Annotated in this window: 25 protein-coding genes; 7 read left to right on the top strand and 18 right to left on the bottom strand. The window is 63.7% G+C overall.

Going from position 1 to position 25,555, the window contains the following annotated elements; all coding sequences use genetic code 11:
• Positions 1 to 23: 23 nt before the first annotated feature.
• Genes B6V72_RS16775 through B6V72_RS16785 form a run of 3 tightly spaced genes read right to left on the bottom strand, consistent with a single transcriptional unit; the run spans position 24 to position 2,039 of the window.
• Positions 24 to 404 carry a GFA family protein gene (locus B6V72_RS16775; protein WP_088720514.1) on the bottom strand — a complete coding sequence of 127 codons (381 nt, stop codon included), beginning with the start codon at positions 402 to 404 and terminating at the stop codon, positions 24 to 26.
• 7 nt (positions 405 to 411) lie between these two features.
• Positions 412 to 864 carry a GAF domain-containing protein gene (locus tag B6V72_RS16780; protein ID WP_088736085.1) on the bottom strand — a complete coding sequence of 151 codons (453 nt, stop codon included), beginning with the start codon at positions 862 to 864 and terminating at the stop codon, positions 412 to 414.
• Complete coding sequence (locus B6V72_RS16785) at positions 861 to 2,039, bottom strand: acetyl-CoA C-acyltransferase (RefSeq protein WP_075776843.1); 1,179 nt, start codon at positions 2,037 to 2,039, stop codon at positions 861 to 863. The genes B6V72_RS16780 and B6V72_RS16785 overlap by 4 nt, the downstream gene beginning before the upstream one ends.
• Before the next feature lie 87 nt (positions 2,040 to 2,126).
• Here B6V72_RS16785 and B6V72_RS16790 point away from each other — a divergent pair, with 87 nt between their 5' ends.
• Both B6V72_RS16790 and B6V72_RS16795 read left to right on the top strand, forming a co-directional pair.
• On the top strand, positions 2,127 to 2,471 hold the full coding sequence (locus B6V72_RS16790) for an STAS domain-containing protein (RefSeq protein WP_088736086.1): 345 nt from the start codon (positions 2,127 to 2,129) through the stop codon (positions 2,469 to 2,471).
• Positions 2,464 to 2,979: an ATP-binding protein gene (locus B6V72_RS16795; protein WP_158275138.1), complete on the top strand. Its 516-nt coding sequence runs from the start codon at positions 2,464 to 2,466 to the stop codon at positions 2,977 to 2,979. The genes B6V72_RS16790 and B6V72_RS16795 overlap by 8 nt, the downstream gene beginning before the upstream one ends.
• Before the next feature lie 25 nt (positions 2,980 to 3,004).
• Here B6V72_RS16795 and hspQ read toward each other — a convergent pair whose 3' ends face one another.
• Entirely contained in the window at positions 3,005 to 3,331 is a 327-nt protein-coding gene (gene hspQ, locus B6V72_RS16800; RefSeq protein WP_075776841.1) for a heat shock protein HspQ, read from the bottom strand.
• Positions 3,332 to 3,521: 190 nt separating this feature from the next.
• On the opposite strand from hspQ, the gene B6V72_RS16805 reads away from it, so the two are divergent.
• On the top strand, positions 3,522 to 4,100 hold the full coding sequence (locus B6V72_RS16805) for a lytic transglycosylase (RefSeq protein ID WP_075776840.1): 579 nt from the start codon (positions 3,522 to 3,524) through the stop codon (positions 4,098 to 4,100).
• 4 nt (positions 4,101 to 4,104) lie between these two features.
• On the opposite strand, the gene B6V72_RS16810 is transcribed toward B6V72_RS16805, so the two are convergent.
• The 4 genes from B6V72_RS16810 to B6V72_RS16825 form a co-directional block, all read right to left on the bottom strand.
• Complete coding sequence (locus B6V72_RS16810; RefSeq protein ID WP_075776891.1) at positions 4,105 to 4,701, bottom strand: outer membrane lipoprotein carrier protein LolA; 597 nt, start codon at positions 4,699 to 4,701, stop codon at positions 4,105 to 4,107.
• 226 nt (positions 4,702 to 4,927) lie between these two features.
• Complete coding sequence (locus B6V72_RS16815; protein ID WP_088736087.1) at positions 4,928 to 8,098, bottom strand: DNA translocase FtsK; 3,171 nt, start codon at positions 8,096 to 8,098, stop codon at positions 4,928 to 4,930.
• 12 nt (positions 8,099 to 8,110) lie between these two features.
• Entirely contained in the window at positions 8,111 to 9,289 is a 1,179-nt protein-coding gene (locus B6V72_RS16820) for an aminotransferase class I/II-fold pyridoxal phosphate-dependent enzyme (RefSeq protein ID WP_088736088.1), read from the bottom strand.
• A gap of 120 nt (positions 9,290 to 9,409) precedes the next feature.
• Positions 9,410 to 10,726, bottom strand: a complete 1,317-nt coding sequence (locus B6V72_RS16825; RefSeq protein ID WP_088720519.1) for an amidase family protein — start codon at positions 10,724 to 10,726, stop codon at positions 9,410 to 9,412.
• Between the two features lie 83 nt (positions 10,727 to 10,809).
• Between B6V72_RS16825 and B6V72_RS16830 the strand changes: the two genes are divergently transcribed.
• Entirely contained in the window at positions 10,810 to 12,036 is a 1,227-nt protein-coding gene (locus tag B6V72_RS16830) for an FAD-dependent monooxygenase (RefSeq protein ID WP_240497750.1), read from the top strand.
• Between the two features lie 10 nt (positions 12,037 to 12,046).
• Here B6V72_RS16830 and B6V72_RS16835 read toward each other — a convergent pair whose 3' ends face one another.
• From B6V72_RS16835 to B6V72_RS16855, 5 genes are all read right to left on the bottom strand, one after another.
• Positions 12,047 to 12,259 carry a Trm112 family protein gene (locus B6V72_RS16835; protein WP_075776835.1) on the bottom strand — a complete coding sequence of 71 codons (213 nt, stop codon included), beginning with the start codon at positions 12,257 to 12,259 and terminating at the stop codon, positions 12,047 to 12,049.
• Complete coding sequence (locus B6V72_RS16840; RefSeq protein WP_075776834.1) at positions 12,256 to 12,894, bottom strand: LON peptidase substrate-binding domain-containing protein; 639 nt, start codon at positions 12,892 to 12,894, stop codon at positions 12,256 to 12,258. The genes B6V72_RS16835 and B6V72_RS16840 overlap by 4 nt, the downstream gene beginning before the upstream one ends.
• 27 nt (positions 12,895 to 12,921) lie before the next feature.
• Positions 12,922 to 13,839: a co-chaperone YbbN gene (locus tag B6V72_RS16845; protein WP_088736090.1), complete on the bottom strand. Its 918-nt coding sequence runs from the start codon at positions 13,837 to 13,839 to the stop codon at positions 12,922 to 12,924.
• A gap of 96 nt (positions 13,840 to 13,935) precedes the next feature.
• Complete coding sequence (locus B6V72_RS16850) at positions 13,936 to 14,724, bottom strand: exodeoxyribonuclease III (RefSeq protein ID WP_088736119.1); 789 nt, start codon at positions 14,722 to 14,724, stop codon at positions 13,936 to 13,938.
• A gap of 127 nt (positions 14,725 to 14,851) precedes the next feature.
• A complete protein-coding gene (locus tag B6V72_RS16855) occupies positions 14,852 to 16,288 on the bottom strand; it encodes an aldehyde dehydrogenase family protein (protein ID WP_088736091.1) in 1,437 nt (478 codons plus the stop codon).
• A gap of 179 nt (positions 16,289 to 16,467) precedes the next feature.
• Here B6V72_RS16855 and B6V72_RS16860 point away from each other — a divergent pair, with 179 nt between their 5' ends.
• Positions 16,468 to 17,121: a peroxiredoxin gene (locus tag B6V72_RS16860; RefSeq protein WP_088723429.1), complete on the top strand. Its 654-nt coding sequence runs from the start codon at positions 16,468 to 16,470 to the stop codon at positions 17,119 to 17,121.
• A 137-nt stretch (positions 17,122 to 17,258) separates the two neighbouring features.
• Here B6V72_RS16860 and pnp read toward each other — a convergent pair whose 3' ends face one another.
• Positions 17,259 to 19,403 carry a polyribonucleotide nucleotidyltransferase gene (gene pnp, locus B6V72_RS16865; protein ID WP_075776830.1) on the bottom strand — a complete coding sequence of 715 codons (2,145 nt, stop codon included), beginning with the start codon at positions 19,401 to 19,403 and terminating at the stop codon, positions 17,259 to 17,261.
• A gap of 125 nt (positions 19,404 to 19,528) precedes the next feature.
• On the opposite strand from pnp, the gene B6V72_RS16870 reads away from it, so the two are divergent.
• Positions 19,529 to 20,350 (top strand): NYN domain-containing protein, encoded by an 822-nt coding sequence (locus tag B6V72_RS16870; protein WP_240497751.1) that lies wholly within the window; start codon positions 19,529 to 19,531, stop codon positions 20,348 to 20,350.
• Between the two features lie 114 nt (positions 20,351 to 20,464).
• The gene (locus tag B6V72_RS16875) at positions 20,465 to 21,697 is read left to right on the top strand and encodes a sodium:proton antiporter (protein ID WP_088720523.1); all 1,233 of its coding nucleotides are present in this window, start codon (positions 20,465 to 20,467) and stop codon (positions 21,695 to 21,697) included.
• Between the two features lie 52 nt (positions 21,698 to 21,749).
• On the opposite strand, the gene putP is transcribed toward B6V72_RS16875, so the two are convergent.
• From putP to B6V72_RS16895, 4 genes are all read right to left on the bottom strand, one after another.
• On the bottom strand, positions 21,750 to 23,195 hold the full coding sequence (gene putP, locus B6V72_RS16880) for a sodium/proline symporter PutP (protein WP_075776827.1): 1,446 nt from the start codon (positions 23,193 to 23,195) through the stop codon (positions 21,750 to 21,752).
• Positions 23,196 to 23,448: 253 nt separating this feature from the next.
• The gene (gene rpsO, locus B6V72_RS16885) at positions 23,449 to 23,718 is read right to left on the bottom strand and encodes a 30S ribosomal protein S15 (RefSeq protein WP_075776826.1); all 270 of its coding nucleotides are present in this window, start codon (positions 23,716 to 23,718) and stop codon (positions 23,449 to 23,451) included.
• A 120-nt stretch (positions 23,719 to 23,838) separates the two neighbouring features.
• Positions 23,839 to 24,870, bottom strand: coding sequence for a calcium-binding protein (locus B6V72_RS16890; RefSeq protein WP_088736093.1), 1,032 nt, complete (start codon positions 24,868 to 24,870; stop codon positions 23,839 to 23,841).
• Positions 24,871 to 24,957: 87 nt separating this feature from the next.
• Positions 24,958 to 25,488, bottom strand: coding sequence for a DUF1643 domain-containing protein (locus tag B6V72_RS16895; protein ID WP_088720525.1), 531 nt, complete (start codon positions 25,486 to 25,488; stop codon positions 24,958 to 24,960).
• Positions 25,489 to 25,555: the final 67 nt, after the last annotated feature.

The raw sequence follows: 25,555 nt of genomic DNA on the forward strand, positions 1-25,555 counted from the left end.
TGCGCCGCCTGTCGGGTCAAGCCTCAGGGCGATTGGGGCGGCCCCGGCTCTATTTCGTAGTAATCGCCCTTGTACGCCACGAAGATATGCTCCGCCATCGAAAGCCCGGTCGGCAGGTCAAGCGTGCCCGCCGCGATCGAGATCCGCCCCTCCCCATCCAGACGCCAGAACAGCGAGCTGCCGCAGACCGCGCAAAAGCCCCGCTCCGCCGTCTCCGAAGAGCGATACCAGCGCAGCCCGTCGCGGTTGATCAGCACGAGCTGATGGGCGTCGACCTGCGACGAGGCCCAGACATGGCCGGAGGTCTTGCGGCACTGGGAGCAATGACACGCCACCACGGGCTGCATCTCTCCCTCGACCTCGTAGCTGACCGCCCCGCACAGGCACGCGCCGGTATGTTTCATCGCTTCCTCACAAATGGCCGAACACGTTTTTCAGGATCGCTTCCAGCGCCGCGGCATCCGCCTCGGTGAAGGCGTCGGGCTGGTCGCTGTCGATATCCAGCACCGCGATGAGGCCCCGCTGCGCATAGACCGGGATCACCAGTTCCGAACGGGTGGAGCTGGCGCAGGCGATATGGCCCGGGAAAGCCTCGACATCGGGCACCAGTTGCGTGCGCCCCTCGCGGGCCGCCGCCCCGCAGACCCCGCGCGAGAACGGGATCACGAGACAGCCATGTCCCCCCTGATAGGGGCCGATCTTCAGTAGTTCCGGCTCGGTGACCCGGTAGAAGCCGGTCCAGTCGAAGCGGTCATCCGCGTGGTGGATTTCGCAGGCGAGCGTCGCCATCAGCGCGATCTCGTCGGTCTCGCCCTCGGTCAGCGCCGCGATGCGTTTCGTCAGGTCTTGGTAATCCACGTTCATACCCGTTCAATCGCGATGGCCGTGCCCTCGCCCCCACCGATGCAGATCGCGGCCACGCCGCGCTTGAGACCGGCCTTTTCCAGCGCATTGAGCAGCGTCACGATGATCCGCGCACCCGACGCGCCGATCGGATGGCCCAGCGCACAGGCGCCGCCATTCACGTTTACCTTGTCATGCGAAATGCCCAGCTTGTGCATGAAGGCCATTGGCACGACCGCGAAGGCCTCGTTGACCTCCCAAAGATCGACATCCTCGATCGTCCAGCCCAGCTTCTTCAGCAGCTTTTCCGCCGCCGGCACCGGAGCCGTCGGGAAATCGGCCGGCGCCTGCGCATGGCTCGCATGGCCCAGAATGCGTGCGCGGATCGGCAGCCCCTCGGCCTTCGCCGCGGCCTCGGAGGCCAGCACCAGCGCCGCCGCCCCGTCCGAGATCGAGGACGAATTCGCCGCCGTCACCGTGCCGTCCTTGCGGAAGGCGGGCTTGAGTTGGGGGATTTTGTCGGGGCGCGCATTGCCCGGCTGCTCGTCGATCGCGACCACGGTCTCGCCTTTGCGGCTCTTCACCGTCACGGGCGCGATCTCACCCGCGAAGGCCCCGGATTTCTCCGCGGCAACGGCACGGTTCAGCGACGCCATCGCGTAATCGTCCTGCGCCTCGCGGGTAAACTGGAACGCCTGCGCGCAATCTTCGGCAAAGGTGCCCATCAGGCGCCCCTTGTCATAGGCGTCCTCCAGCCCGTCGAGGAACATGTGATCGAGCGCCTGCGCATGGCCGAGCCGCGCCCCTGCGCGCATCTTCGGCAGCATGTAAGGCGCGTTGGTCATGCTCTCCATGCCGCCCGCGACCATCACCCCGGTCTGGCCAAGCGCGATCTGGTCATAGGCCACCATTGCCGCTTTCATGCCCGAGCCGCACATCTTGTTCAGCGTCGTCGCGGGCACCTCTTCGCCGAGGCCCGCCGCGAAACCCGCCTGCCGCGCGGGCGCCTGCCCCTGACCTGCGGGCAGCACGCAGCCCATCAGCACTTCCTCGATGCGCGCAGGCGCGACACCCGCACCGTCCATCGCCGCCTTGATGGCGACACCGCCCAGTTCGGACGCAGACACACCTGCGAAGACGCCCTGCATCCCACCCATCGGCGTGCGCGACGCTCCGACGATCACCACGTTTTCCATGATATCCTCCAAAATCCTGTTCCACGGATACCGAATGGTAAGCATTGCCGTCTAGCCTTCCCGTCAGATCAATCGCGGGAGGCGTACATGAACCTTACTGCCGAAGCGCTGGAAGGCGCGCTTGTCGTCCATCTGGCCGAGGCGCGGCTGGACGCTGCGATCGCCCTCAGGTTCAAGGAACGGATGCGCGATGTGACGATGCAGCCCGCGCCGCGGGTACTGCTCGACCTTTCGAAGGTGGAGTTTCTCGACAGTTCCGGCCTCGGCGCGGTGGTGGCGGTGATGAAATCGCTCGCCCCCGACCGACAGCTGGAGCTTTGCGGGCTGACACCGAATGTGGTGAAAGTTTTCCGCCTCACCCGCATGAATTCGGTCCTGCCGATCCATGCCGATCTCGCAACCGCCTTGGGGAAGGACCGGAGATATGCGTGAGCGTCTGAATGCAAGAGCCCCCGCCACGACTGCGCGCCCAGACCCCCGCCCGGATGGGGGCGAGGTGCGCGTCTTCAACCTCAGCTTCCCGGCGACACCGATCGCGGTGCGTGATGCCCTGCGGGCTGCGGTGGCGCGTTTCATCCGTCTGATGACCGAGGAAGAGGCCGGAACACTGGAACTGATCCTCGCGGAAATCCTCAACAACATCGTCGAACACAGCTACGGCGAAAGCGAGGAGGGCGTGATCGCGTTATCCATCGTCCGCGACCGAAAAGGGCTCAACTGTTCGGTCAGCGATGACGGGATCCCACTGCCCCCGGCCTGCCTCGACCTTCGGGACCGCGACCCGGAGCGGCCCGACCCGAGCAGCCTGCCCGAAGGCGGCTTCGGCTGGTTCCTGATCCGCGACCTCGCGACCGATCTTGGTTATCACCGGCAGGACGGGCGCAATCTGCTGGCCTTCCGGATGCCGCTGGAACCGGTTGAGATACTCCAAGAGGGATAAGCCGGCGCCGAACCCGCAGGGTCGTTCAGTTCATCTGGAATTGCAGCCGATAGGAGCCGTTGCCGAACTCACCGAACAGATCATCGAGATCGGGATGGCTCACCGGCTCGCCGGAGAAATCCGCGACGAGGTTCTGCTCGGACACATAGGCCACATAGTAGCTTTCGTCGTTCTCCGCGAGCAGGTGGTAATAGGGCTGATCCTTGGACGGGCGCGACTCCTCGGGGATCGCGTCGTACCATTCCTGCGAGTTGGAGAAGATTGCATCGACGTCGAAGACCACCCCCCGGAACGGGTGGTTGCGATGTCGCACCACTTGGCCGATGTGATATTTCGCGTGCGTGGTATGCATGTCTATCCTCATACCTAATACCTAAATCGTGAAACCGCTCAGGTCCACGTTTTCGCCTCATTTCCGCCGGAAACAGATTGTCCGATTCGTCGCGACAGTCCGCTGACATCGTGCGTTTCCCGGTTTTCGAACGGGCCAATTACGCATAGGATGACAAAAAACAAGGCCGTCAGAGCAAAGAAGAGCAGCTATGAAGAAATACCTCGCCCTCGGCGTATTGCTTGCGGTGGCCGCCTGCGGAGGCGGACCGTCCAAGCCCCCGCGCAACCTTGATGACGCCTGCGCGATCATCAAGGAGCGTCCGCAATATTTCAACGCCATGCGCCGGACGGAGGCCCGATGGGGCGTTCCGGTCGCGGTTCAGATGGCCACGATCCACCAGGAAAGCAAGTTCGACGGCAACGCGAAGACACCGCAGCGCTTCGCGCTCGGGATCATCCCGCTGGGCCGCCAGAGCTCTGCCTACGGCTACAGCCAAGCCCTCGACGGCACCTGGGACGAGTATCGCGAAGATACCCGTCGCTTCGGTGCCCGGCGCAACCGCATCTCGGATGCCACCGACTTCATGGGTTGGTACATGGATGGCACGCAGAAGAAGCTCGGCATCTCCAAGGCCGACGCGCGCAACCAGTATCTCGCCTATCACGAAGGGCGCGGCGGCTATTCGCGCGGGTCACACCGGTCGAAATCCTGGCTTCTAGCCGTGGCCGACCGAGTCGCATCCCGCGCGCAGATGTACGAGATCCAGCTTCAAGCCTGCCGGCGCTGAACAATCAGCGCCGCTGGGCCAACGCCTGGTCGATCGAGAACATCGAGGTGGCAAAGTTGCCGCCTTTTTGGAGGTTGTTGAGGATCGTCGTGGTCTTCTCGCCCGACTGGTTGGTGATCACCCATTGGCGCAGCTCAACCGGCCCGTCAGTGAAGATGAGCTGAATATTCCCGTATTCAGGATGCTGCGGGTCCTGCGCGGTGACGATCGTCTTCGGTCCGTCCGTCGTGTAGCCCACGACCATACCGTTACGATTCAGGTCGATATTGCGCCCGAGGATCAGGTTCAGCGGCGTCTTCACCAGCGGGTATTGCTCCGGTGGCTGGTTCGATTTCGGATCGAACACAGCGACGCGGTTAGCCGAGGCCAGCACCAAAGTCTTGTCGTTATTGTATTGGAAGCGCGCCCGGCCGGGCCGCTTGATGAACAGCTTGCCGGTCGAGATCGACCCGTCCGAATTGACCTGCGTGAAATCCGCCGAAGCGGAGGTCAGCGAGTTCAGATAGGACGATATCTGATTCAGCGAGACTTTCCCGGCCGAGGCCGGAAGGGCGAGCGCCAGCGTGAAGATCGCGGCGAGCAGGATGCGGATCTGTTTCATGACCATAGATTTAGGCACTCCTTGCGAAAGCGGAAGTCCCGCCGTAACGCGCCAATCGCGCTGCGGGTCCGTCTTGAGCGCATTTGCGCCGAACCGGGGATGTCATTCAATAACATCTCCCCCAGTATCGGATGACAGCGCACCGGGTGCGGATAGCCCGTGCGGCCCAATGCAAAACGCCCCGAGGTCTCCCCCGGGGCGCTCTGCATCTCAGATTGTGACCGGCTTATTGCTGTTCGGGCACGAGGATTTCGCGTTTGCCGACATGGTTGGCCGAGGACACGACGCCCTGATCCTCCATCTGCTCCACGAGGCGCGCGGCCTTGTTGTAGCCGATGCCCAGCTTGCGCTGGATGTAGGAGGTCGAGCATTTGCGATCCTTTATCACGATGCCCACCGCCTGATCATAGAGCGCATCCTCGCCGCCGGTATTGCCGCCAGTGTTGAGGCCCAGCACCTGATCGATGTCGGAAGCCACCTCGTCATCGGGGCCCTCGACAACGCCCGACATGTAGGCCGGCGGGCCGAAGCTCTTGAGATGGTTGACGATTTCCTCGACTTCCTCGTCGGACACGAAGGGCCCGTGGCAACGGGTAATCTTGCCGCCGCCCGCCATGTAGAGCATGTCGCCCATGCCCAAAAGCTGCTCGGCGCCCTGCTCGCCCAGAATGGTGCGGCTGTCGATCTTCGACGTCACCTGGAAGGAGATCCGGGTCGGGAAGTTCGCCTTGATCGTGCCGGTGATGACATCGACCGAGGGGCGCTGCGTCGCCATGATCAGGTGGATGCCCGAGGCCCGCGCCATCTGCGCCAGACGCTGGATGCAGGCTTCGATTTCTTTGCCCGCGACCATCATCAGGTCCGCCATCTCGTCGACGATCACGACGATATAGGGGAAGGGTTCGGGCTGGAATTCATCCGTCTCGAAGATCGGCTCGCCGGTCTCCTCGTCGAAGCCGGTCTGCACGGTGCGCTTGAACATCTCGCCTTTCTCAAGGCTCTCCTTCACGCGACCGTTGTAACCCTCGATGTTGCGCACGCCCATCTTGGACATCTTGCGATAGCGCTCTTCCATCTCGGAGACGACCCATTTCAGGGCGACGACGGCTTTCTTCGGATCGGTCACGACGGGGCTGAGCAGATGCGGGATGCCGTCATAGACGGAGAGTTCGAGCATCTTCGGGTCGATCATGATCAGGCGGCACTCTTCCGGCGTCAGACGGTAGAGGAGCGACAGGATCATCGTGTTGATCGCGACGGATTTACCCGAACCGGTCGTCCCCGCGATCAGCAGGTGGGGCATCTTCGCGAGGTTGGTCACGATAGGCTCGCCACCGATCGTCTTACCCAGAGCCAGCGGCAGCTTGATGTTCTTGTCGTCGAAGTCGCGCGCCGAGAGAATCTCGCGCAGCACCACCTTCTCGCGGTGGTCGTTGGGCAGTTCGATGCCGATCACCGAACGGCCCGGCACGGTCGAAACGCGTGCCGACAGCGCCGACATCGAGCGGGCGATATCGTCGGCCAGACCGATCACGCGGCTGGCTTTGAGACCCGGCGCGGGCTCGAGTTCATACATCGTGACAACCGGGCCCGGGCGGACCGAGACGATCTCGCCCTTCACGCCGTAATCGTCGAGCACGGTCTCGAGCATCCGTGCGTTCTCCTCCAGCGCCTCATCCGAGAGCTGGTGGCGCTGGATCGTCGTGGGATTGGTCAGCAGCGACAGCGGCGGCATTTCGAAGGGCGCAGTCTGCGGCTTCTCGAAAGTCATCTTGGGCTGCGCCTCTTCGATCGCACGACGCGACGGGGCCGCGGGTTTCGCCGCGGGCTGCACCACGCGCTTCGGCTCGGGCTGTTTGATGACCTGACGGTCGAGGCCACGCGCCGAGGCCGGGATTTCCGGCACCACGTCTTCCTCGATCCATTGCGCATTGCCGGTCTCGTCGAAGGAATGTGGCTCGCCGGCATAGAAATGCTCGGTGCGCATATCGCGGAGATCGGGTTCGAAGCCTTCGTAATCCGGGTGGGTCCAGTCGCGGCTCTCTTCGCCTGCGTATTCGCGTTCCTGTGCGACCTGCTCGGCAGCCGTCATATGCGGCTCTTCGGCCTCGGCATAGGTCGCCATTTCGGACGCGCGCTCCGGGGCGGTTGCGGCCGGTGCGCCGAAGCCCGGCATGAAACGCGGCTTGGCCCGAAGCGGTGGCTCCGCACGCAATTGCGGCTCGGCCCGCAGCGGCGGCTCCTGATGGACCACCTGCGGCTGGCGCGGGCCGCGCGCGAGACGCTTGGCGACGGCGGCGAGCACCGAGGCCGAAGGGCGCGGCGGCGCCGGCTCGGGCTCGGCGAAGGTTTCGGGCATATCGTGATGCAGCGGCGCTCCGGCAGGCTCGGGCGCGTAATCGGTGGCGACCGGTGCGGCCTTGCGGTTCTGCACCGCCTGGCTGATGCGCGCACGGATCCGATCTTCGGTGGGCGCGGCCGTCGGCTGGTCGTCCCAATAGGGCTCGGTCTCGAACAGCTCCGGCGAGGCATCATAGGGATCGTAGTCCGGCTCCACCGGGCGACGGATGCGAGACAGGAAGGACGGGCGCGCGGCCGGGGCGGCTTCGACCTCCGGGGCCCAATGCTGCGCGGCGAGCGCCTGCTGCTCTTCCCAAGCCGCCTGCTCAGCGGCACGTTCGGCGGCTTCGGCGCGACGCTGGCGCGCACGCTCCGCCGCCGAGCGCGCCCCCATGACCGAGGCCGAGGCCCCGCGACCCAGAACGTTCATCACACCGACATAGACCGCGACCGTGCCCAGCCACATGAAACGCGTGATCGCGCGCAACTCGGGCTTGGTGAAGCCGAGAACGAAGGTCGCCATGGCCAGCATTGCCGCGGCGAGGACCAGCGACAGAAGCTTCAGCCCGACCACGCCGGAGATCGGAACGATCCCCAGCATCGCGCCCGCGATCATGTCGCCGAAATGCCCACCAAGGCCGAAGGCCTGACCCCATTGATCGCCCGGCACCAGAAGCGCTGCATAGACGGAGGCGACGGCCACGGCGATCGGGAAGAAGATCATCCGCGAAACGAGGCGCTCTTCGCCGCGATGGGTGATCATGCGCAGGCCCCAGGCCACCAGCGCCGCAGGCAGCAACCACGCGCCGTGACCCACGATCACGAACAACGGCGAGGCGATCCCGGCGCCGATCCGGCCGAGCCAGTTCTGCACCGGCTCATCCGAGGCTGCCATCCAGCTTGGATCTTCGGGATGATAGGAGAAAAGCATCATCGCGGCGAGCAGGCCGAAGACGACCAGCAGCCCCCCTACCAATTCCTTGCCACGCCGTTCCAGAACGGCTTGCGTGTCCTGATCGAAAAGCGGATCGCGCTGTCGAACCTGATAAGATGCCATAACCTACCGTCCTCAACCGTATAGGCAGTCGCGAAGCTGCGTGAGCCCGCGCTGCGTTTCTGCTTTTGGGGCGACCAGAGCCACCCTAATATATTTCTGGCCGGGGTTTTCCCCGTTCACCTCGCGCGCGAGATAGGCGCCCGGCAGCACGCGAATGCCGGTCTCTGTCCAAAGCTTGAGCGCCGCTGCCTCCCCGTCTTCGACGGGAAGCCAGAGGAAGAAGCCGCCCTGCGGCAGCTGGAAGCCATCGACGCCGTCGAAGACCTGTCCCGCGATCTCGTATTTCTCGGCGTAAAGACGACGATTTTCCGTGACATGAGCCTCATCCGCCCAGGCCCGCTCTGCCACGCGCTGCAGCGGCTGCGGCAGCGGTGAACCGGCATAGGCGCGCAGGCGACGGATATGTTTAATGCTTTGCGGCCCGGCGGCGAGGAAGCCCGAGCGCAGACCCGGCAGGTTCGACCGCTTCGAGAGCGAATGGAAGATCACCACGCGCTCGGGGTCGATGCCTTCCTCGGCGGCGACCTGTGCCGCACCGGGCGGCGGGGCCTCGCGCCAGATTTCGGAATAGCACTCGTCGGCGAAAACCATGAAGTCGTGCTTCTCGGCCAGATGCAGCAGATCGGCCAGATATTCGCGGCTCGCGACTGCGCCCTCCGGGTTCGAGGGCGAGCACAGATAGGCGACGGTGACGCGGTCCAGCACCTCCGCCGGAAGTGCCGAATAATTAGGCAAAAACCCGGTCTCGGCGCCTGCGGGCACGAAAACCGGCTCCGCGCCGACCGCTGCCGCGGCCACCGCGTAGACCTGATAGAACGGGTTCGGGATCGCGATCACGGGCGTCTTGCCGCGTTTCTGTTCGGGCGAAAGCGCCATCGCGGCGTTGTAAAGACCCTCGCGGGTGCCGTTGAGCGCCATGATCCGCTCCGGCCCGATCTCGACCGAATAGCGCCGCTTGAGCCAGCCAGAGATCGCGTCCAGCAATTCGGGCGTGCCGTCGTTGGCGGGATATTTCCCAAACTCTCCAAGGCTTTGCGCAATGACATCACCCACGAACTCGGGCATCGGATGGCGCGGCTCACCGATGGACATGGCCAAGACGTCGCCGCCCGGTTCATGCGAATCGAGCAGCGCGCGCAAACGCGGAAATGCGTATTCGGGCAGGTTCGAAAACCGCTCGGGAAAGTCCATCTGTGCCTCATCGAATGGGGTCTATGTCGCCCCTTATTACCGACGAGGTTACAAAAGCTCCGCCGTTTCGTCCAGAAAAAGACAAGCTCCAGAGCGGGTTGACCACAAGAAATGTGGTTTTCAGGCCAGCGCCGATTCGGCGCACATGCCCAAACGCAGCAATCGATCCTCTGTCATGGGCGGCGCCATCAGCGAAATACCACAGCTTGGGATTCCCGTCGGAAGGTTCAGCGCGCACAGCCCCAGCACGTTGCCGATCCGGGTGTTGCGCAGGGCGAGCACGTTTTCCTCTTGGAAATAGCGCTTGTCGCTGAGAAGGCGGCGGACATCGGGCGGCAGGATCGGCGATGTCGGCACCAGAACGGCGTCATATTCCGCAGTCGCCTCCAGATAGGCGGCGCGATAGCCCTCCAGCGCGTGCCACCCCTTGGCGTAATCCGAGGCCAGAGCGTCGCGCCCGCTGCGGAACCGCTCGAGGATCGCTGCGAACATCTTCTCGGGCGCGGCTTCGATCTCGTGCTTCCATTCGCCATAGGCCTCGGGCGCGAAGAGAACGCCGGAAAGGTCCATCGCCGGGCGCACCATCGGCAAGCCCCGCCGCTCGATCACCGCACCCGCCTTAGCGAAGGCCTCAACAGCCCGCTCAAAGCCTTGCACCGGCTTTTCGCGGGTGCCCTCGAACGGCAGCCCTTCGAGCACCAGCAGCCGTTTGCCACTGAGGCTTGCGTCGCGCAGATCCGGCGCGGCACGCCCTTCGAGCAGCGCCAGCACGTGGGCCGCGTCCTCGACGTTGCGTGTCAACGGACCGATCGTGTCGAAGCTCCTACACAGCGGCACGACACCCTTGGTCGTGATCCGGCCATGCGTGGTCTTCAGCCCCACCAGATCGTTCCATGCCGCAGGAATGCGCACCGACCCGCCCGTGTCCGATCCGACGGCCGCCGCCGCCAAGCCGCGCGCCACCGACAGCGCCGCTCCGGAGGAAGACCCGCCCGGCGCGAGTTCGGGATCATGGATGTTCGGCGGCGTCGCCGTCATCGGGTTCACGCCCAGCCCGGAGAAAGCCAGTTCGGTCATATGCGTCTTGCCCAGACAGACCGAGCCCCCCAGCGTGGCCTCGATCAGCACATCGGCGTCGCGCTCGGGCACGCGCCCGGCCAGCAACCGCGTGCCCGCTTCCGTCGCCACGCCCGCGGTGTCGAACAGATCCTTCCACGACAGCGCAACGCCATCGAGCATCCCGCGCCGACGGCCCTGCTTGGCGCGCTGATGCGCGGCCATCGCCTCGTCGCGGGCGCGCTGCGGCGTAAGGCGCGCATAGATGTCTTCCGACGCTTCAGCCGCTGCGAGATAGGCCTCGGTCTGCTCCACCGGATCGAGCTGCCCGGCGGCGATCGCCCGCCCTTGCTCCGCAGCCCCTGCCAGACGCCATTCCATACCCCACCTCCTTCGTTCTTTCCGCCACGCTAGCGACAGTCCCGCGCATGGACAATCCCGCTTCCAGCGCCATAGTAAGCGCCATGAAACACGATTCAGACGTCATCATCGCAGGCGGCGGGCTCAACGGCCCCGCCTTGGCGCTTGCATTGGCCTCCGTCGGCCTTTCCGTGACCCTCGTCGACGCCGCTCCCGCGCGCCAACGCGCGACCGACACGTTCGACGGACGCGCCTATGCGCTGGCGATCGCGTCGCAAAAACTGCTGCGCGCGATCGGCGTCTGGGACGGACTGGCCGATCAGGCGCAGCCGATGATGGAGGTGAAAGCCGCCGACGGTCACGCGGGCGAAGGGGCGGCGCCCTTCTTCCTGCATTTCGACGCGCGCGAGCTGGATCAGGCACCGGTCGGGTACATGCTGGAGGATCGCTACCTCTATCGTGCGTTCCTCGATGCGATGGAGGCGAGCGACAAGATCACGCTACTGCATGAGACGCAGGTCACGGGACAGCAGGTCGTGCCCGGCGGGGTCGAGGTGAGCCTGTCCACCGGCAAGACCCTGACCGCGAAACTGCTGATCGGCGCGGACGGTCGCCGGTCGGGCGTGGCCGAACGCGCCGGGATCACCCGTGAGGGTTGGGGCTATGGTCAGACCGCGCTGGTCGCGGCGGTCGAGCACGAGAAGCCCCATAACGGCATCGCCCATCAGTTCTTCATGCCGACCGGACCGCTCGCGATCCTGCCGCTGAAAGGCAATCGGTCCTCCATCGTCTGGAGCGAGACCGAAGAAAACGCAAAGACCATTTCGGCGCTGGATGACGAGGATTTCCTCGCTGTGCTGCGCCCGCGTTTCGGGGATTTCCTCGGCGAGATCAAACTGGCCGGGCCACGGTTCTCCTACCCGCTGAATCTGACGCTTGCGAAAGCCTATGTCGCGCCTCGCGTGGCGCTGGTGGGCGATGCGGCGCATGGGGTGCATCCGATCGCGGGACAGGGCCTGAATCTCGGGTTGCGCGACGTGGCGGCACTGGCGGAAATCGTCGTGGAAGCAATGCGCCGGGGTGAGGATATCGGGGCCGAGGACGTGCTGGAGCGTTATCAGGGTTGGCGACGCTTCGACTCGACGTCGCTCGCACTCGGCATGGATACCGTGAACAAGCTGTTCTCGAACGACAATCCGCTACTGAAGGCAGGGCGCGATCTGGGAATGGGTCTGGTGCAGGCAACCCCGGGGCTGCGGCGCGGGTTCATGCAGCAAGCGGCGGGGCTTTCGGGCCCCCTGCCCCGCCTGTTGCAGGGCCGCGCACTGTAAGCACCGCGCCTTATTCGTCGATCCGGCGCGCTTCGTCTTCCAAGAGGATCGGAATGCCCCCCCGGATCGGGAAGGCCAGCTTCGCGGGCTGAGAAATCAGCTCCTGTTTCTCGGCATCGTATTTTAGCACCGCATGGGTCAGCGGGCAGACGAGCGCCTCCAGCATGTGCCGGTCGAATAGCGGTTTCTCCGCAGCCGGTGCGCTCTCGGTCTCTTCGCTCATTGCAACCGCTCCTCTCCGCCGCCATGCAGCGCATATTCGATCAGGGTCACCAGGGTTTCGCGCCGGGTGGCCAGACAGGGCGCCTCCAGCAGTGCCTGCTTGTCCTCGGGCTCCAGCGGCAAAAGCATCCCGAGCGAGTTGATCAGCAACTCGTCATCGGCATCCTTCAGCGTTTGCCAATCAGTATCCAGCCCTTGGGCGTGGAAAAACTTGGACAACAGGTCGAGAAAATCGTCTCGATCGAAGCCGTTGTCATGCTCCGCCGGGCCCAGATCGCGCTCGAACCCGGCCCAGCTGACCTCGGCGCGGATATAGGGCGTGAAGCCTTCGACCTCCTGCAGGATGCGATAGCGCGAGATCCCCGACAGCGTGATCATGTAGCGTCCGTCCTCGGTCTCGGAAAACCCGGTCAGACGGCCCGCGCAGCCAATCGTGTTGAGGTGGTTCTGCCCCTCCGGCCCCTTGATCGGCTGGATCATCCCGATCAGTCGAGACTTGGTCTTCATGCAATCTTCGATCATCTGCAGATAGCGCGGCTCGAAGATGTGCAGCGGAAGCCGCGCCCGGGGCAGCAGCAGCGCACCGGGCAGCGGAAAAAGCGGAAGGATTTCGGGCAAGTCGCCTTTCTTCATCATGCGGATGAAACTAGCGCGCCCAAGTCCTCAGGCAAATATCATCGACGACAGACGACGGCGACCTTTTGCGACGATCGGATCGTTCGGCTTGAGCGCGTCGAAAATGGTGAAAAGCTGCGTCTTCGCGGCCTCGTTGTCCCATTCGCGATCCCGGCGGAACAATTCGAGAAGTTGATCCACGGCCTCTTCGGCATTCCCGGCCGCGTAGAGCGCCTGAGCATAGTCGAAGCGGGCCTGATGATCGTTCGGATCCGCCTCGACCTTGGATTTCAGATCGTCGAGCGGACCGGCCGATTGCGCCTGTTTCGCCAGATCGAGCTGCGCGCGCGCTGCCTCTACCGGGGCACTGTCGGCGAGCTTCGGCGGCACCGCAGCCAAGGCTGCACCTGCCGCATCCAGTTGATCGAGCGCGATGCGTGCGCGGATCAGGCCGCCATGCGCCTCCGCCAGCTCGCCATCTTCTTCGAGGATCGCCGCGAAGGTTTCCGCCGCATCTTCTGCCGCGCCTTCGGCCAGCATGGCTTCCGCCGCCTCGACCGCATCGCCCAGACCGTTGCCCGCCTCACCGCCGGACGCTTCGATCAGCTTGGCCACGAAGCTCTTGATCTCGGAGGGCGGCAGCGCGCCCTGGAAACCGTCGATCGGCTGGCCCTGCCAGAAGGCGTAGACGGTCGGAATCGACTGCACGCGCATCTGGCCTGCGATCATCTGGTTTTCGTCGACATTGACCTTGGCCATCACGACCGCGCCTTTCGCGGCTTCGACCTCGGCTTCCAGCGCCGGGCCGAGCTGCTTGCACGGGCCGCACCACGGCGCCCAGAAATCCACGATGACCGGCACGGTCTGCGATTTCTCGACTACCTCGGCCATGAAGTTGGCTTCGGTCACGTCCGTGACGTATTCGCTCTTGCTTGCGGCCTTGGCGCCGCCACCCAGTTCCAGCATGTCCGTCTCCCGAAATTGCGGAGGATTTGCTTCCCTATATGGCCTCGGAAGGGCCGAACGCAAACCCGTTTGACCGCGGCGCGCTGCCGCAAGCGATTACAGATCGAAAGTCGCGAAAACCGGCGCATGATCGGAGGGCTTCTCCCAGCCCCGCGCGGCGCGCAGCACCCGGCTGCCATGCGCCGCGTTCGAGATATCCGGCGTCGCCCAGATGTGATCGAGCCTGCGGCCCTTGTCGGCGGCATCCCAGTCGCGCGCCCGGTAGGACCACCACGAATAGAGAAGCCCCTCGGGAATGTCCTGTCGGGTGATGTCCACCCATTTGCCCGCCTCCATCGTGTCGTGCAGATGTTCGACCTCGATCGGGGTGTGGCTGACGATCTTCAGCAGTTGCTTGTGGCTCCAGACGTCATCCTCGCGCGGGGCGATGTTCAGATCGCCGACGAGGATCGACTTCTTCGGCCCTTCCGCTTTGAAGTGATCGCGCATCTGGGTGAGGTAATCCAGCTTTTGGCCGAACTTCTCGTTCACCTCGCGATCCGGCACGTCGCCGCCTGCGGGGACATAGAAGTTGTGGATGGTGACGCCATTCTCGAGCGTACCCGCGACATGGCGTGCATGGCCGAGATCGGCAAAATCATGGGCGCTTTTCTCTTCCATCGGAATTTTCGAGAAGATCGCGACGCCGTTATAGCCCTTCTGGCCGCGCGCGATCATGTGCGTGTAGCCCAGTTCCTTGAAACCCTCGACCGGGATCTTCTCGACCGGGCTCTTGCATTCCTGAAGGCAGAGCACGTCGGGCGCCTCTTCCTCCATCAGCTTGCGCACCAGCCCCTCGCGCAGCCGCACCGAGTTGATGTTCCAGGTCGCCAGCGTGAAGCTCATCTCATTCTCCCGTTCCAAAAGCCGCGCGATCATGTCGAAGGGCGGCCGCTTGCGCAACCGCCCCTGTTCTTCTCAATGAAAATATCGGCAGGTGAATTGGCCGATAGGCCAAGAGGGGCAGCGCCCCTTATTCCGCCCAGCCGGAGATCGACTTCACGTCGCAGAATTCCTCGATGCCCCAACGGCCGCCCTCGCGCGCCCGGCCCGAGGAGCCGACGCCGCCGAACGGTGCCCCCGCCCCGCGGTCCTGACCGTTCATCTCGACCATGCCCGAGCGCAACTGACGCGCCAGCCGGTTGCGTCGCGCGCCGTCGCCCGATTGCAGGTAATTGGTCAGACCGTATGGCGTGGCGTTGGCCACCTCGATCGCCTGCTCCTCGCTGTCGAAGGGCATGATCGACAGGACTGGGCCGAAGATTTCCTCGTTCATGATCGTCATCGAGGGATCGCAGTCGGCGAAGACCGTCGGACGGACATAGAAGCCGCGATTGAGATGTTCGGGCCGTCCGGGACCGCCCGCGACGAGTTTCGCGCCTTCCGCGATGCCTGTCTCGATCAGGCCCTGGATCTTGTCGAACTGCGCCTTGTTGATGACCGGGCCGATATGCTTGCCCTCCTCGCGAGGGCTAGCGACCTGCGTGGCTTCGGCGGTCTGCCGCGCGACCTCGACCGCGCGATCATAGGCCGAACGCTCGACCAGCATCCGCGTCGGCGCGTTACAGCTTTGCCCCGAGTTCTGGAAGCAATGCTTCACACCGCGGGCCACCGCATCTTCGTCCGCATCGGCGAAGATCAGGTTGGCGCCCTTGCCGCCAAGCTCCAGCGTCACGCGCTTGAGCGTATCGGCCGCCGCCTTCGAGATCGCGCGCCCGGCACGGGTCGAGCCGGTAAAGGAAATCATCTCGACATCCGGATGGGTCGAGAGCTGCGTGCCGACGCCCGCGCCGTCGCCATTCACGAGGTTGAACACGCCCTTGGGCAGCCCCGCCGCATCAAGGATTTCCGCGAAGATCAGCGAAGACAGCGGCGCTTCCTCGGACGGCTTCAACACCATCGTGCAGCCCGCGAGGATCGCCGGGATCACCTTGAGCGTCACCTGATTCATCGGCCAGTTCCACGGCGTGATCAGCCCGACGACACCCACCGGCTCATAGGCGATCATCGCGCCCGGCGTGCCGTCGCCCAAAGGATGCACCCACTCGAACGCCTTCGCCGCGTCGATGAAATTCTTGATGTGATAGGCGCCCGCGCCCCACTGGTTCTTGCGCGCGAGATCGATCGGCGCGCCCATCTCGAGGCTAATCGCCTGCGCCATGTCCTCGGCGCGCTCGGCATAGACCTTGGCGATCCGCTCGACCGCCGCGATCCGCTCTGCCGGGTCGGTTGCTTTCCAACCGGGCAGCGCCGCCTTCGCTGCCGCGACTGCCGCGTCCGTGTCGGCCTGATCGCCCAGCGAGATTACTGCACAGGGATCTTCGGTCGATGGATCAATCACCTCGTAGTCCTGCGCAGCCTTGGGTGCGACCCATTCCCCGTCGATGTAGAAATTCCGCTTCTCGATCATTTCAGCCTCCCGCACACAGATATTGCGCAAGAGCGTTTCACCACTCTCGGCCCTGCGCAAGGCCTGACGATAGGTCGCAGACCCCAAGTTTGAAAAGATTCTAAACTGGCTGGAATGGACCCCGGCGAGGACTTATATCCCGCAAAGACGTAATTTTACGCAAACACAGGAGGTTTTTCATGGGCCTGCGTATCAACGACACCGCTCCCGATTTCACCGCCGACTCGACCGCTGGCGAGATCAAATTCCACGACTGGATCGGCGACGGTTACGCCATCCTGTTCTCGCACCCGAAAGACTTCACCCCGGTTTGCACCACCGAATTCGGCGCTGTGGCGCAGCTCGCCCCCGAATTCGAAAAGCGCAACACCAAGGTCATGGGCGTCTCGGTCGACAGCGTCGAAGAGCACGTGAAGTGGAAATCGGATATCGAGCAAGTCGCCGGCGCGCCCGCGAATTTCCCGATCATCGACGACACCTCGCTGGCCGTGTCGAAAGCCTATGACATGCTGCCCGCCGACGCCTACCTGCCCGACGGTCGCACCCCGGCGGACTCGGCGACCGTGCGCACCGTCTTCATCATCGGACCCGACAAGAAGGTCCGTCTGACCATGTCCTACCCGATGTCGGTCGGCCGCAACTTCGCCGAGATCATCCGCGCCCTCGATGCCGTTCAGGCCACCGATGGCAAACCCTTCGCGACCCCCGCGAACTGGGTCCCGGGCCAGGACGTGATCGTCGCCCTCTCAGTGTCGACCGAGGAAGCGAAAGAGAAATTCGGCGAAGTCGACGTCAAGCTCCCCTATCTGCGCACTGTGAAAGCGCAGGGCTGAGAGCAGTCTCGTCCGATTGCGGAAAAGCCCCGGCAACGCCCGGGGCTTTTTCATTTCCGCCCGACCCAGAAGGACCAAAAGCAAAAGGCCCCGGATCGCTCCAGGGCCTTTCTAAATCGTCTAGCGGATCAAACCGATCAATCGGCTTTCTCTTCACGCTTTTCCGGCGCGATCTCTTCGCCGGTTTCCTGATCGACCATCTTCATGCCAAGGCGTACCTTGCCGCGATCGTCGAAGCCCAGAAGTTTTACCTTCACTTCCTGACCTTCCTTGAGCAGATCGCTCGGGTGGTTCAGGCGCTTGTTGGCGATCTGGGAGACGTGGACGAGACCGTCACGCTTGCCGAAGAAGTTCACGAAGGCGCCGAAATCGACGAGCTTCACGACCTTGCCGGTGTAGATCTGGCCTTCTTCGGGCTCAGCCACGATAGCGTGGATCATGTCATGCGCTTTCTTGATGGCCTCGGCATTGGCCGAAGCGATCTTGATCACGCCGTCGTCGTTGATGTCGACCTTGGCACCCGAGACTTCCACGATCTCGCGGATGACCTTGCCGCCCGAACCGATCACTTCGCGGATCTTGTCGGTGGGAACGGTCATCGTCTCGATGCGCGGAGCATGGGCGGAGAATTCCGAACGGCCTGCGGAGAGCGCCTTGTTCATTTCGCCAAGGATGTGCATGCGGCCAGCGCGTGCCTGCTCCAGAGCTTTCTCCATGATCTCGGCGGTGATGCCGGCGACCTTGATGTCCATCTGCAGCGAGGTGATGCCTTCCTCGGTACCTGCGACCTTGAAGTCCATGTCGCCGAGGTGATCCTCGTCGCCAAGGATGTCGGTCAGAACGGCCCAGGAGCCATCCTCTTCCAGCACCAGACCCATCGCGACACCCGCCACGGCCGACTTCAGCGGAACGCCCGCGTCCATCATTGCCAGCGAGCCACCGCAGACCGACGCCATCGAGGACGAGCCGTTCGACTCGGTGATCTCGGAGACGAGGCGGATCGTGTAGGGGAAGTCGGTCGCAGCCGGGAGAACCGCCTGAAGCGCGCGCCATGCGAGCTTGCCGTGACCGATCTCACGACGGCCGGGCGAACCGACGCGGCCCACTTCGCCGACCGAGTAGGGCGGGAAGTTGTAGTGCAGCAGGAAGTTCGAGCGCGAATTGCCGTGCAGCGCGTCGATGATCTGCTCGTCGTCGCCGGTGCCCAGCGTGGTCACGACCAGCGCCTGCGTCTCGCCGCGGGTGAACAGCGCCGAGCCGTGGGTCCGCGGCAGCAGACCGGTTTCCGCCACGATCGGGCGAACCTCGTCCAGCGCACGACCGTCGATGCGGCGACCGTTCTTCACGACGTCACCACGCAGAACAGCCGATTCCAGCTTCTTCATCGCGGTGCCGAGGGTCGGATCTTCGAGCTGCTCTTCGGTGAGCTGCGACTTGATCTCTTCCTTGGCGGCGTTGACGGCGGCCACGCGCTCCTGCTTGTCGGAGATCGCATATGCAGCACGCATCTTCTCTTCGCCCAGAGCTTTGACGGTCTCGAGCATCGCCGAGTAGTCGGGCGCCTGGAAGTCGAAGGGCTCTTTCGCGGCGGCTTCAGCGAGGTCGATGATCAGGTCGATCACCGGCTGCATCGCGTCATGGCCGAACTTGACCGCGCCCAGCATCTCCGCTTCGGACAGCTCGTAAGCTTCCGATTCCACCATCATCACGGCGTCCTTGGTGCCCGCGACGACGAGGTCCAGACGCTGCTCGGGGTTCTCCCGCAGCTTCTGCATGTCGTCGACTTCGGGGTTCAGGATGTATTCGCCATCGGCGAAACCGACGCGCGCAGCGGCGATCGGGCCCATGAACGGAACGCCCGAGATCGTCAGCGCGGCCGACGCGGCGATCATCGCGACGATGTCGGGCTCGTTGACGAGGTCGTGCGAGAGAACGGTGCACATCACGAGCACTTCGTTCTTGAAGCCTTCCGCGAAGAGCGGACGGCACGGACGGTCGATCAGGCGCGCGGTGAGCGTCTCTTTTTCGGACGGACGGGCCTCGCGCTTGAAGAAGCCGCCCGGCACTTTACCGGCGGCATAGTATTTCTCTTGGTAGTGAACCGTGAGCGGGAAGAAATCCTGACCCGGCTTCGGTTCCTTGGCGAAGGTCACGTTGGCCATGACGGAGGTTTCGCCCAGCGTGGCGATAACCGAGCCGTCAGCCTGACGTGCGACCTTGCCGGTCTCCAGCGTGAGCTCTTCTTCGCCCCACTGGATCGATTTTTTAACGGTGTTGAACATTCAGCGTATCCTTCTGGGAGCTCTCACAGGCGTATCCCGTGTCTCCCGATTTGCATGGCGGCCCCATTGCCGCCGCCCCCTTATCCTCTTGCACGCGCCCGGGGGCTCGAGGCGTCACGTCTCAGATGGGCCTGCCAATACAGGAAATGAAGGGGTTTGGGAAGCAAAGAGTCCTTGGGGAAGGAAACGGCCCGCGCCCAATTCTGGCCAGATTGGCGCGCCATCCTCAGCCCGTAGTTATTAAGATTGAACATTGTGAGACCATGAGCAAACCCACAGCCCTTTTCATCGACGGCGAGAACATCTCCGCCTGCCACGCGCCGAAGATCCTATCCTTCGCACCCGGCGCGTTCATCCGGCGCGCCTATGGCGATATCGTGCAGATCAAGAACTGGGGAGACGTGCCGTCGATCCGGCTCATACATTCGGGCACCGGCAAGAACGCGTCCGACCTGCTGCTTGCCCTCGACGCGCTGGAGATCGCTTTCGAAGGTTTGGCCGAACGTGTCGTGATCGCAAGTTCTGATGGAGACTTCACGCATCTCGCGACCCGTCTTCGCGAGAAGGGTTTTGAAGTCATCGGCATCGGCGAAAAGAAGGCGCCCGCGGGGTTTCGGAAAAGCTGCTCCGTGTTTCACGAAATCGGCCTGCCGAAGAGCAAGCCGAAGGAGGTGGCCCCGCCCGAAAGCAAAATCGGCCAACTCGACCACAAGATCCGGCAGGTCATCGCGCAGAACAGCAAGGAAGGCCGGGGAATGAAGATCAAGGACCTCGCGTGCGAGATGAAGAAGTCTCACGATGTGCTGATAAGCGAAACGCCGGAAAAGCGCTGGCGCCCCTATCTTGCCGGGCGTCCGCATCTTTACGACCTCGACCCCAAGGGCCCGGAGGCGTTCGTCCGCTACCGCGCGAAGGGCTTCGCACAGCTTGTCATCGCCGCCCAATAGAGTCCCCGCCCCGCGATCTCGGGATCAATGCGGCGCCCCTCTGCAGGGCTTGCGCCGCTTGCCCTGAGGTGCTCTGGGCTACCTTAAACGGACAATCACGCCGAGAGCCGCCCCATGACCGTTCTGCAATTCGCCGCCGCCCTCATCGTGCTCGCTGGGTTGTTCGGCGTCATCAATCACTTCGTTTTGCGCCTGCCGCCGACGATCGGGATTCTGATCGTCGCTCTGATGACCTCGATCGGACTGATGATCGTCGATCGCATTTTCGGGCTGAACCTCGCGCAGCAGGTACAAGATTACGTCAAGAGCATCGACTTCTCGAAAGCGCTGCTCGACGGGATGCTGGGGCTGATGCTCTTCGCGGGGGCGCTGCATGTGAAGCTGTCGGACCTGCGGGCGGTCTGGCCGACGGTTCTGGTGATGGCGACGATCGGCGTCGTGCTGTCGACCCTCGTGGTGGGCTTCGGTTTTCACTGGCTGACCGGCGCGCCGATCATGGTCGCGCTGACCTTCGGGGCACTGATTTCGCCGACTGATCCCGTCGCCGTGCTCGGCGTACTGCGCTCGGCCAATCTGCGCCGCACGCTCGAGACCGTGATCTCGGGCGAGAGCCTGTTCAACGACGGCGTCGGCTACACGGTCTTCCTGATCCTCTCTGGCCTCGCCTTCACCAGCGGCCACTCCGAAGCCTCAAGCCTGTCCGGGGCGGGCACCCTGTTCTTCCGCGAAGCGGTGGGCGGCGCGGCGCTCGGCCTCGCGATGGGCTGGGGGCTGTTTCGCGTGATGCGCCTCATCGACGACCCCTCGTTGGAAGTACTGTTGACGCTTGGCCTCGCGTTCGGTGGCTATGAGCTGGCGCTGTTCCTGCATGTCTCCGGCCCGATCGCCGCGGTCTGCGCCGGGCTTCTGATCGGAGATGTCGGGGCGCGGTTCGGCATGTCCGAGGAGACCCGCAAGTATGTCGACGCTTTCTGGATGCTGGTGGACGAGATACTCAACGCCGTGCTTTTCCTGTTGATTGGGGTGGAGATTTTCGCGATCCGGTTCGACGCGGATATCCTGACGACGTCGGTCGCCTCGATCGGCCTAGCGCTGGTCGGCCGGCTGGTCGCGGTGGTGGTGCCGATCCTCGCGCTGCGCCCGTTCCGCAACTTCGGCCCCGGCGTGACCCGCGTGATGACATGGGGCGGGCTGAAAGGCGGCATCTCGGTCGCCCTCGCGCTGTCACTGCCGGACTCGCAGTGGACGGATGAAATCCTCTCGGCCACCTACGTGATCGTCGTCTTCTCGATCGTGGTGCAGGGGCTGAGCGTCGGCTGGCTCGCGAGACGCGCCGCGAAGGAGTAACGCAAAAGGCCCGCCACATTGGACGGGCCTTTCACATCTCAAGTCGCGAGGATCATTCGATCGGGCGGAACTCGCCCCGATCTTCGCTTGCGAGGCTCACCACGATGATGGCGATGAAGGCCGCGATGAAGCCCGGGATGATCTCGTAGAGGAACGAGCCCCAGCCCAGCGAAATCCAGACGATCACGGTCAGTGCGCCGACGACGAGGCCAGCCACGCCGCCGAGACCCGTCATCCGTTTCCACGTCAGCGACAGGATGATCAGCGGACCGAAGGCGGCACCGAACCCGGCCCAGGCATTCGAGACGAGGCCAAGCACTTTGCTGTCCGGGTTCGAGGCGATGATGATCGCCGCGATCCCCACGGCCAGCACCGCGAGACGACCGACATTCACCAAGGCACGGTCCGAGGCCTCCTTGTTGAAGACGATCTTGTAGAAGTCTTCGGTCAGCGACGAGGACGACACCAGAAGCTGGCTCGACACGGTCGACATGATCGCCGCCAGAAGCGCGGCATAGAGGAAGCCCGTCACCAGCGGATGGAAGAGCAGGTTCGACAGGATGATGAAGATCGTCTCCGGATCCTGCACGTCGAGCCCATTACGCTGTGCATAGGCGCGGCCGAAGATCCCGACCGAGATCGCGCCGATCAGCGAGATCGCCATCCAGCCCATGCCGATATTCCGCGCTTTCGGCACATCGGCGACCGAGCGCACGGCCATAAAGCGCACGATGATGTGCGGCTGGCCGAAATAGCCCAGCCCCCAGGCGACGGCCGAGAGCCAGCCCGCGAAGGTCAGCCCGTTCGTCATCGACAGGAAGTTCGGGTCGATATCGCTCAGTCGGCTCGCAGCCGCGTCCACGCCGTCGCCCTGACCGGTCGTGAGGATCACGATCGGCATGATGACGAGCGCGAGCATCATGATGCAGCCCTGCACGAAGTCGGTGAGCGACACGGCGAGGAAGCCGCCGATCACCGTGTAGACCAGAACGACACCCAGCGTGAGGATGACCCCGGTCATGTAGCTGCCACCGAAGGCGCTGGCGAAGAGCTTGCCGCCGCCGACGAGACCCGACGCGGTGTAGACCGCGAAGAAGACCACGATGATCACCGCCGAAACCATCCGCAGCAATGTCGCGTGGCTCGGGAAGCGATTGGCGAGGAAGCCCGGGATGGTCAGCGCGTTGTCATAACGCTCGGTCTGCTCGCGCAGGCGCGGCGCCACGACGATCCAGTTCACGAACGCACCGACGAAAAGGCCGATCCCGATCCAGCTTTGCGTCAGGCCCGACACGAAGAGCGCGCCCGGCAGACCCAGAAGCAGCCAGCCCGACATGTCCGATGCGCCTGCCGAGAGAGCTGCAACCGCGGGGGGCAGGTTGCGCCCGCCCAGCATGTATTCCTCGGAACTCGACGTGGACTTGCGCCACGCGTAGACCCCAATGGCCAGCATCAGCACGAAATACAGTGCCAAGCTGATCCAGACTCCGATCTGCATTTTGTATCCTCCCTGTTACCGCATCTGCAAACTAGGGCAGATGCGCGCGTTTTCCCGTTTGGAGCGGACGATACAGGAGGACAAGAAGTCGAACCGACCAAATTTTTTTCATTGGAAGGCCATTCGCCCAAAAATCTCGCCAATCATGGGAACAGAGCCCAATCATGTCATTTCAGGCAATTCACACGGAATTACGCAAATGAAAACGCCCGCGCGGTATGCGCGGGCGTTTCGAATTCCAATCCTAGGCGGATTAGCGACGCAGGCCGAGGCGCTCGATCAGCGACTGGTAACGTGCGACGTCTTTCGCCTTCAGGTAGTCGAGCAGCTTGCGGCGCTGCGCGACGAGCATCAGAAGACCACGACGCGAGTGGTTGTCTTTCTTGTGCTCTTTGAAGTGCTCGGTCAGGTTCGCGATGCGCTTGGTCAGGACTGCGACCTGAACTTCGGGGGAACCGGTGTCACCTTCTTTGGTGCCGTATTCCTTGATAAGCGCGTTCTTGTCTTCAACAGTGATCGACATCGGGATCTCCTTACATTGAGGGTTCGGGCGCAAGCCGGGATGTCGTCCAGCAAGGTCCATAGACTGCCCCTTTCGGAACAGATGCGCGCGTATAGACGCGAATCGGCCTGTTGAAAAGCCTTATCTCAAAGCGCCTACCGCCTGTTGCGCCGCGAATTGCTCGGGCGTGAAGAGCGCGATGTCCTGCGCGCTCAACTCCGGCGCGTCGAGCACTTCGGCCAGCCGCATCCCATCGAGAAGGATCCACGCCGCACCGGAATGAACCTCCGAGGGCTCGACACTGATCTGCGGCAAGGCCGCGCCCTGCGGATCGTAGATCACGGCCAGCCGATCCTCGCCCGCCGTGTAATCGGCGATCGTTGCGGGCGTCGCCGGGTCGATCCAGTCACTCAGCGCAAAGCTGTCGGGATCTTCGCCACCATGCAGCCAATCGCCGGAGCCGCCAAGGAGCACATCCTCCCCTGCCCCGCCATTGAGGGTATCGGCATCGGCCGCCCCCAGATCGCGCGTCTGCAGCGTGACGCAGCGCAGCAGATCGTTTCCCGCATTGCCATTCAACTCGTCGCGCCCGGCGTCCCCGGTCAGCGTGTCTGCGCCATCCGCTCCGACCAACGTATCGCCCCCAGTGCCGCCCGCAAGTGTATCATCTCCCACGCCACCGATCAGCGTGTCGCCCCCCGCCTCACCAGAGAGCCGATCCGCCCCTGACCCACCGGAGAGGAAATCCGGATCCGCGCCACCTGCGAGCACATCCGCGCCGTCGCCGCCGATCAGCGTGTCCGCCCCCGCCTCGCCGCGCAGCGTATCGTTGCCGGCCGCCCCGAGAAGCTCGTCATCACCGCTGCCGCCAAGCAGGCTGTCATCGCCACCATATCCATCGATCTGGTCATCGCCCGCCGCCCCCGCGATCGCATCGTCGGACGCATCACCCCAGGTCATGTAATCCTCCGGGCCGGGCGCTGGGGGATCGACCGGTACCGGCGAAGCCTCTCCGGCACTGACCAAGGTAAGAAGGTTGCCCTCACTCTCCATGGACGTGCCATCCGGATCACCCTGCGGCGGCTCATCCTCCTCATTGTCGGAGGAAACCACCATGAGACCCGCCGTGGCACCCGCCATCAGCAGACCCAGAAATCCCGACAGAAACAACATTTCGAGCACCCCTGCGAAGATGCGCGGACGTTACGGTCGCGGAGAAGAAATCCCTAGGACTTAAGCGTTAAATGCTTAACGATACGCTCACCCTTCCGGGGCGAACCACAGCTCGGGCTGATGCTCATACGCGATGTAGAGCGGATGCTTCGGCGCGCCTGCCTTGGTCAGCCCGAGATGGTGCAGCGCCCGGCCACTGGCGCGCAGCAAGTCCTCTACTGCGGCGCCCCGTTGAAGATGCGCCCCATGCGCCCCCCAGGCGCAGATGATCCGGTCTTCGGGACCGCTCGCCCAATCGAGGCTCTCGCGGATCGACGCATCATTCTCCGGACCGACCGGATCTTCCTGCGCCCGCATCACCTTCGGATCGGTTGCGCGATAGGCGAAGATATTGGTCACACGGAACGCCCCGAAACCCAGCGCCCGCGCGCGGCGCTCGCAGCGCTCCACCGTGGGATCGTTCTGCACTTCGGTCGCGGTCGAGGGGTTGAGCATGATGAAAAGCGCCCGGGGTTTGCTGTCGTCCCAGACCCGCGTCAGCAGGTAGCGGTAGTTCTCGCAATCCGAATAGACCGCGATGGAGGGGGCGTCGCCTTTAATATGCTCGCGGGTGATCATCTCTCGTCCTGACCGTTGCGTGTGTGGCAGAGGGCGGAGGCCTCCGGCGGGGATATTTGGACCAAGG

It is taken from the genome of Thioclava sp. F34-6, from assembly GCF_002213235.1.
GTDB lineage: Bacteria > Pseudomonadota > Alphaproteobacteria > Rhodobacterales > Rhodobacteraceae > Thioclava > Thioclava nitratireducens.

What these genes read in the sequence shown, in the direction of transcription:
- B6V72_RS16775 (WP_088720514.1), bottom strand. Translation starts at nt 404, where the DNA reads ATGAAACATACCGGCGCGTGCCTGTGCGGGGCGGTCAGCTACGAGGTC.
- B6V72_RS16780 (WP_088736085.1), bottom strand. Translation starts at nt 864, where the DNA reads ATGAACGTGGATTACCAAGACCTGACGAAACGCATCGCGGCGCTGACC.
- B6V72_RS16785 (WP_075776843.1), bottom strand. Translation starts at nt 2,039, where the DNA reads ATGGAAAACGTGGTGATCGTCGGAGCGTCGCGCACGCCGATGGGTGGG.
- B6V72_RS16790 (WP_088736086.1), top strand. Translation starts at nt 2,127, where the DNA reads ATGAACCTTACTGCCGAAGCGCTGGAAGGCGCGCTTGTCGTCCATCTG.
- B6V72_RS16795 (WP_158275138.1), top strand. Translation starts at nt 2,464, where the DNA reads ATGCGTGAGCGTCTGAATGCAAGAGCCCCCGCCACGACTGCGCGCCCA.
- hspQ (WP_075776841.1), bottom strand. Translation starts at nt 3,331, where the DNA reads ATGCATACCACGCACGCGAAATATCACATCGGCCAAGTGGTGCGACAT.
- B6V72_RS16805 (WP_075776840.1), top strand. Translation starts at nt 3,522, where the DNA reads ATGAAGAAATACCTCGCCCTCGGCGTATTGCTTGCGGTGGCCGCCTGC.
- B6V72_RS16810 (WP_075776891.1), bottom strand. Translation starts at nt 4,701, where the DNA reads ATGAAACAGATCCGCATCCTGCTCGCCGCGATCTTCACGCTGGCGCTC.
- B6V72_RS16815 (WP_088736087.1), bottom strand. Translation starts at nt 8,098, where the DNA reads ATGGCATCTTATCAGGTTCGACAGCGCGATCCGCTTTTCGATCAGGAC.
- B6V72_RS16820 (WP_088736088.1), bottom strand. Translation starts at nt 9,289, where the DNA reads ATGGACTTTCCCGAGCGGTTTTCGAACCTGCCCGAATACGCATTTCCG.
- B6V72_RS16825 (WP_088720519.1), bottom strand. Translation starts at nt 10,726, where the DNA reads ATGGAATGGCGTCTGGCAGGGGCTGCGGAGCAAGGGCGGGCGATCGCC.
- B6V72_RS16830 (WP_240497750.1), top strand. Translation starts at nt 10,810, where the DNA reads ATGAAACACGATTCAGACGTCATCATCGCAGGCGGCGGGCTCAACGGC.
- B6V72_RS16835 (WP_075776835.1), bottom strand. Translation starts at nt 12,259, where the DNA reads ATGAGCGAAGAGACCGAGAGCGCACCGGCTGCGGAGAAACCGCTATTC.
- B6V72_RS16840 (WP_075776834.1), bottom strand. Translation starts at nt 12,894, where the DNA reads ATGATGAAGAAAGGCGACTTGCCCGAAATCCTTCCGCTTTTTCCGCTG.
- B6V72_RS16845 (WP_088736090.1), bottom strand. Translation starts at nt 13,839, where the DNA reads ATGCTGGAACTGGGTGGCGGCGCCAAGGCCGCAAGCAAGAGCGAATAC.
- B6V72_RS16850 (WP_088736119.1), bottom strand. Translation starts at nt 14,724, where the DNA reads ATGAGCTTCACGCTGGCGACCTGGAACATCAACTCGGTGCGGCTGCGC.
- B6V72_RS16855 (WP_088736091.1), bottom strand. Translation starts at nt 16,288, where the DNA reads ATGATCGAGAAGCGGAATTTCTACATCGACGGGGAATGGGTCGCACCC.
- B6V72_RS16860 (WP_088723429.1), top strand. Translation starts at nt 16,468, where the DNA reads ATGGGCCTGCGTATCAACGACACCGCTCCCGATTTCACCGCCGACTCG.
- pnp (WP_075776830.1), bottom strand. Translation starts at nt 19,403, where the DNA reads ATGTTCAACACCGTTAAAAAATCGATCCAGTGGGGCGAAGAAGAGCTC.
- B6V72_RS16870 (WP_240497751.1), top strand. Translation starts at nt 19,529, where the DNA reads ATGGGCCTGCCAATACAGGAAATGAAGGGGTTTGGGAAGCAAAGAGTC.
- B6V72_RS16875 (WP_088720523.1), top strand. Translation starts at nt 20,465, where the DNA reads ATGACCGTTCTGCAATTCGCCGCCGCCCTCATCGTGCTCGCTGGGTTG.
- putP (WP_075776827.1), bottom strand. Translation starts at nt 23,195, where the DNA reads ATGCAGATCGGAGTCTGGATCAGCTTGGCACTGTATTTCGTGCTGATG.
- rpsO (WP_075776826.1), bottom strand. Translation starts at nt 23,718, where the DNA reads ATGTCGATCACTGTTGAAGACAAGAACGCGCTTATCAAGGAATACGGC.
- B6V72_RS16890 (WP_088736093.1), bottom strand. Translation starts at nt 24,870, where the DNA reads ATGTTGTTTCTGTCGGGATTTCTGGGTCTGCTGATGGCGGGTGCCACG.
- B6V72_RS16895 (WP_088720525.1), bottom strand. Translation starts at nt 25,488, where the DNA reads ATGATCACCCGCGAGCATATTAAAGGCGACGCCCCCTCCATCGCGGTC.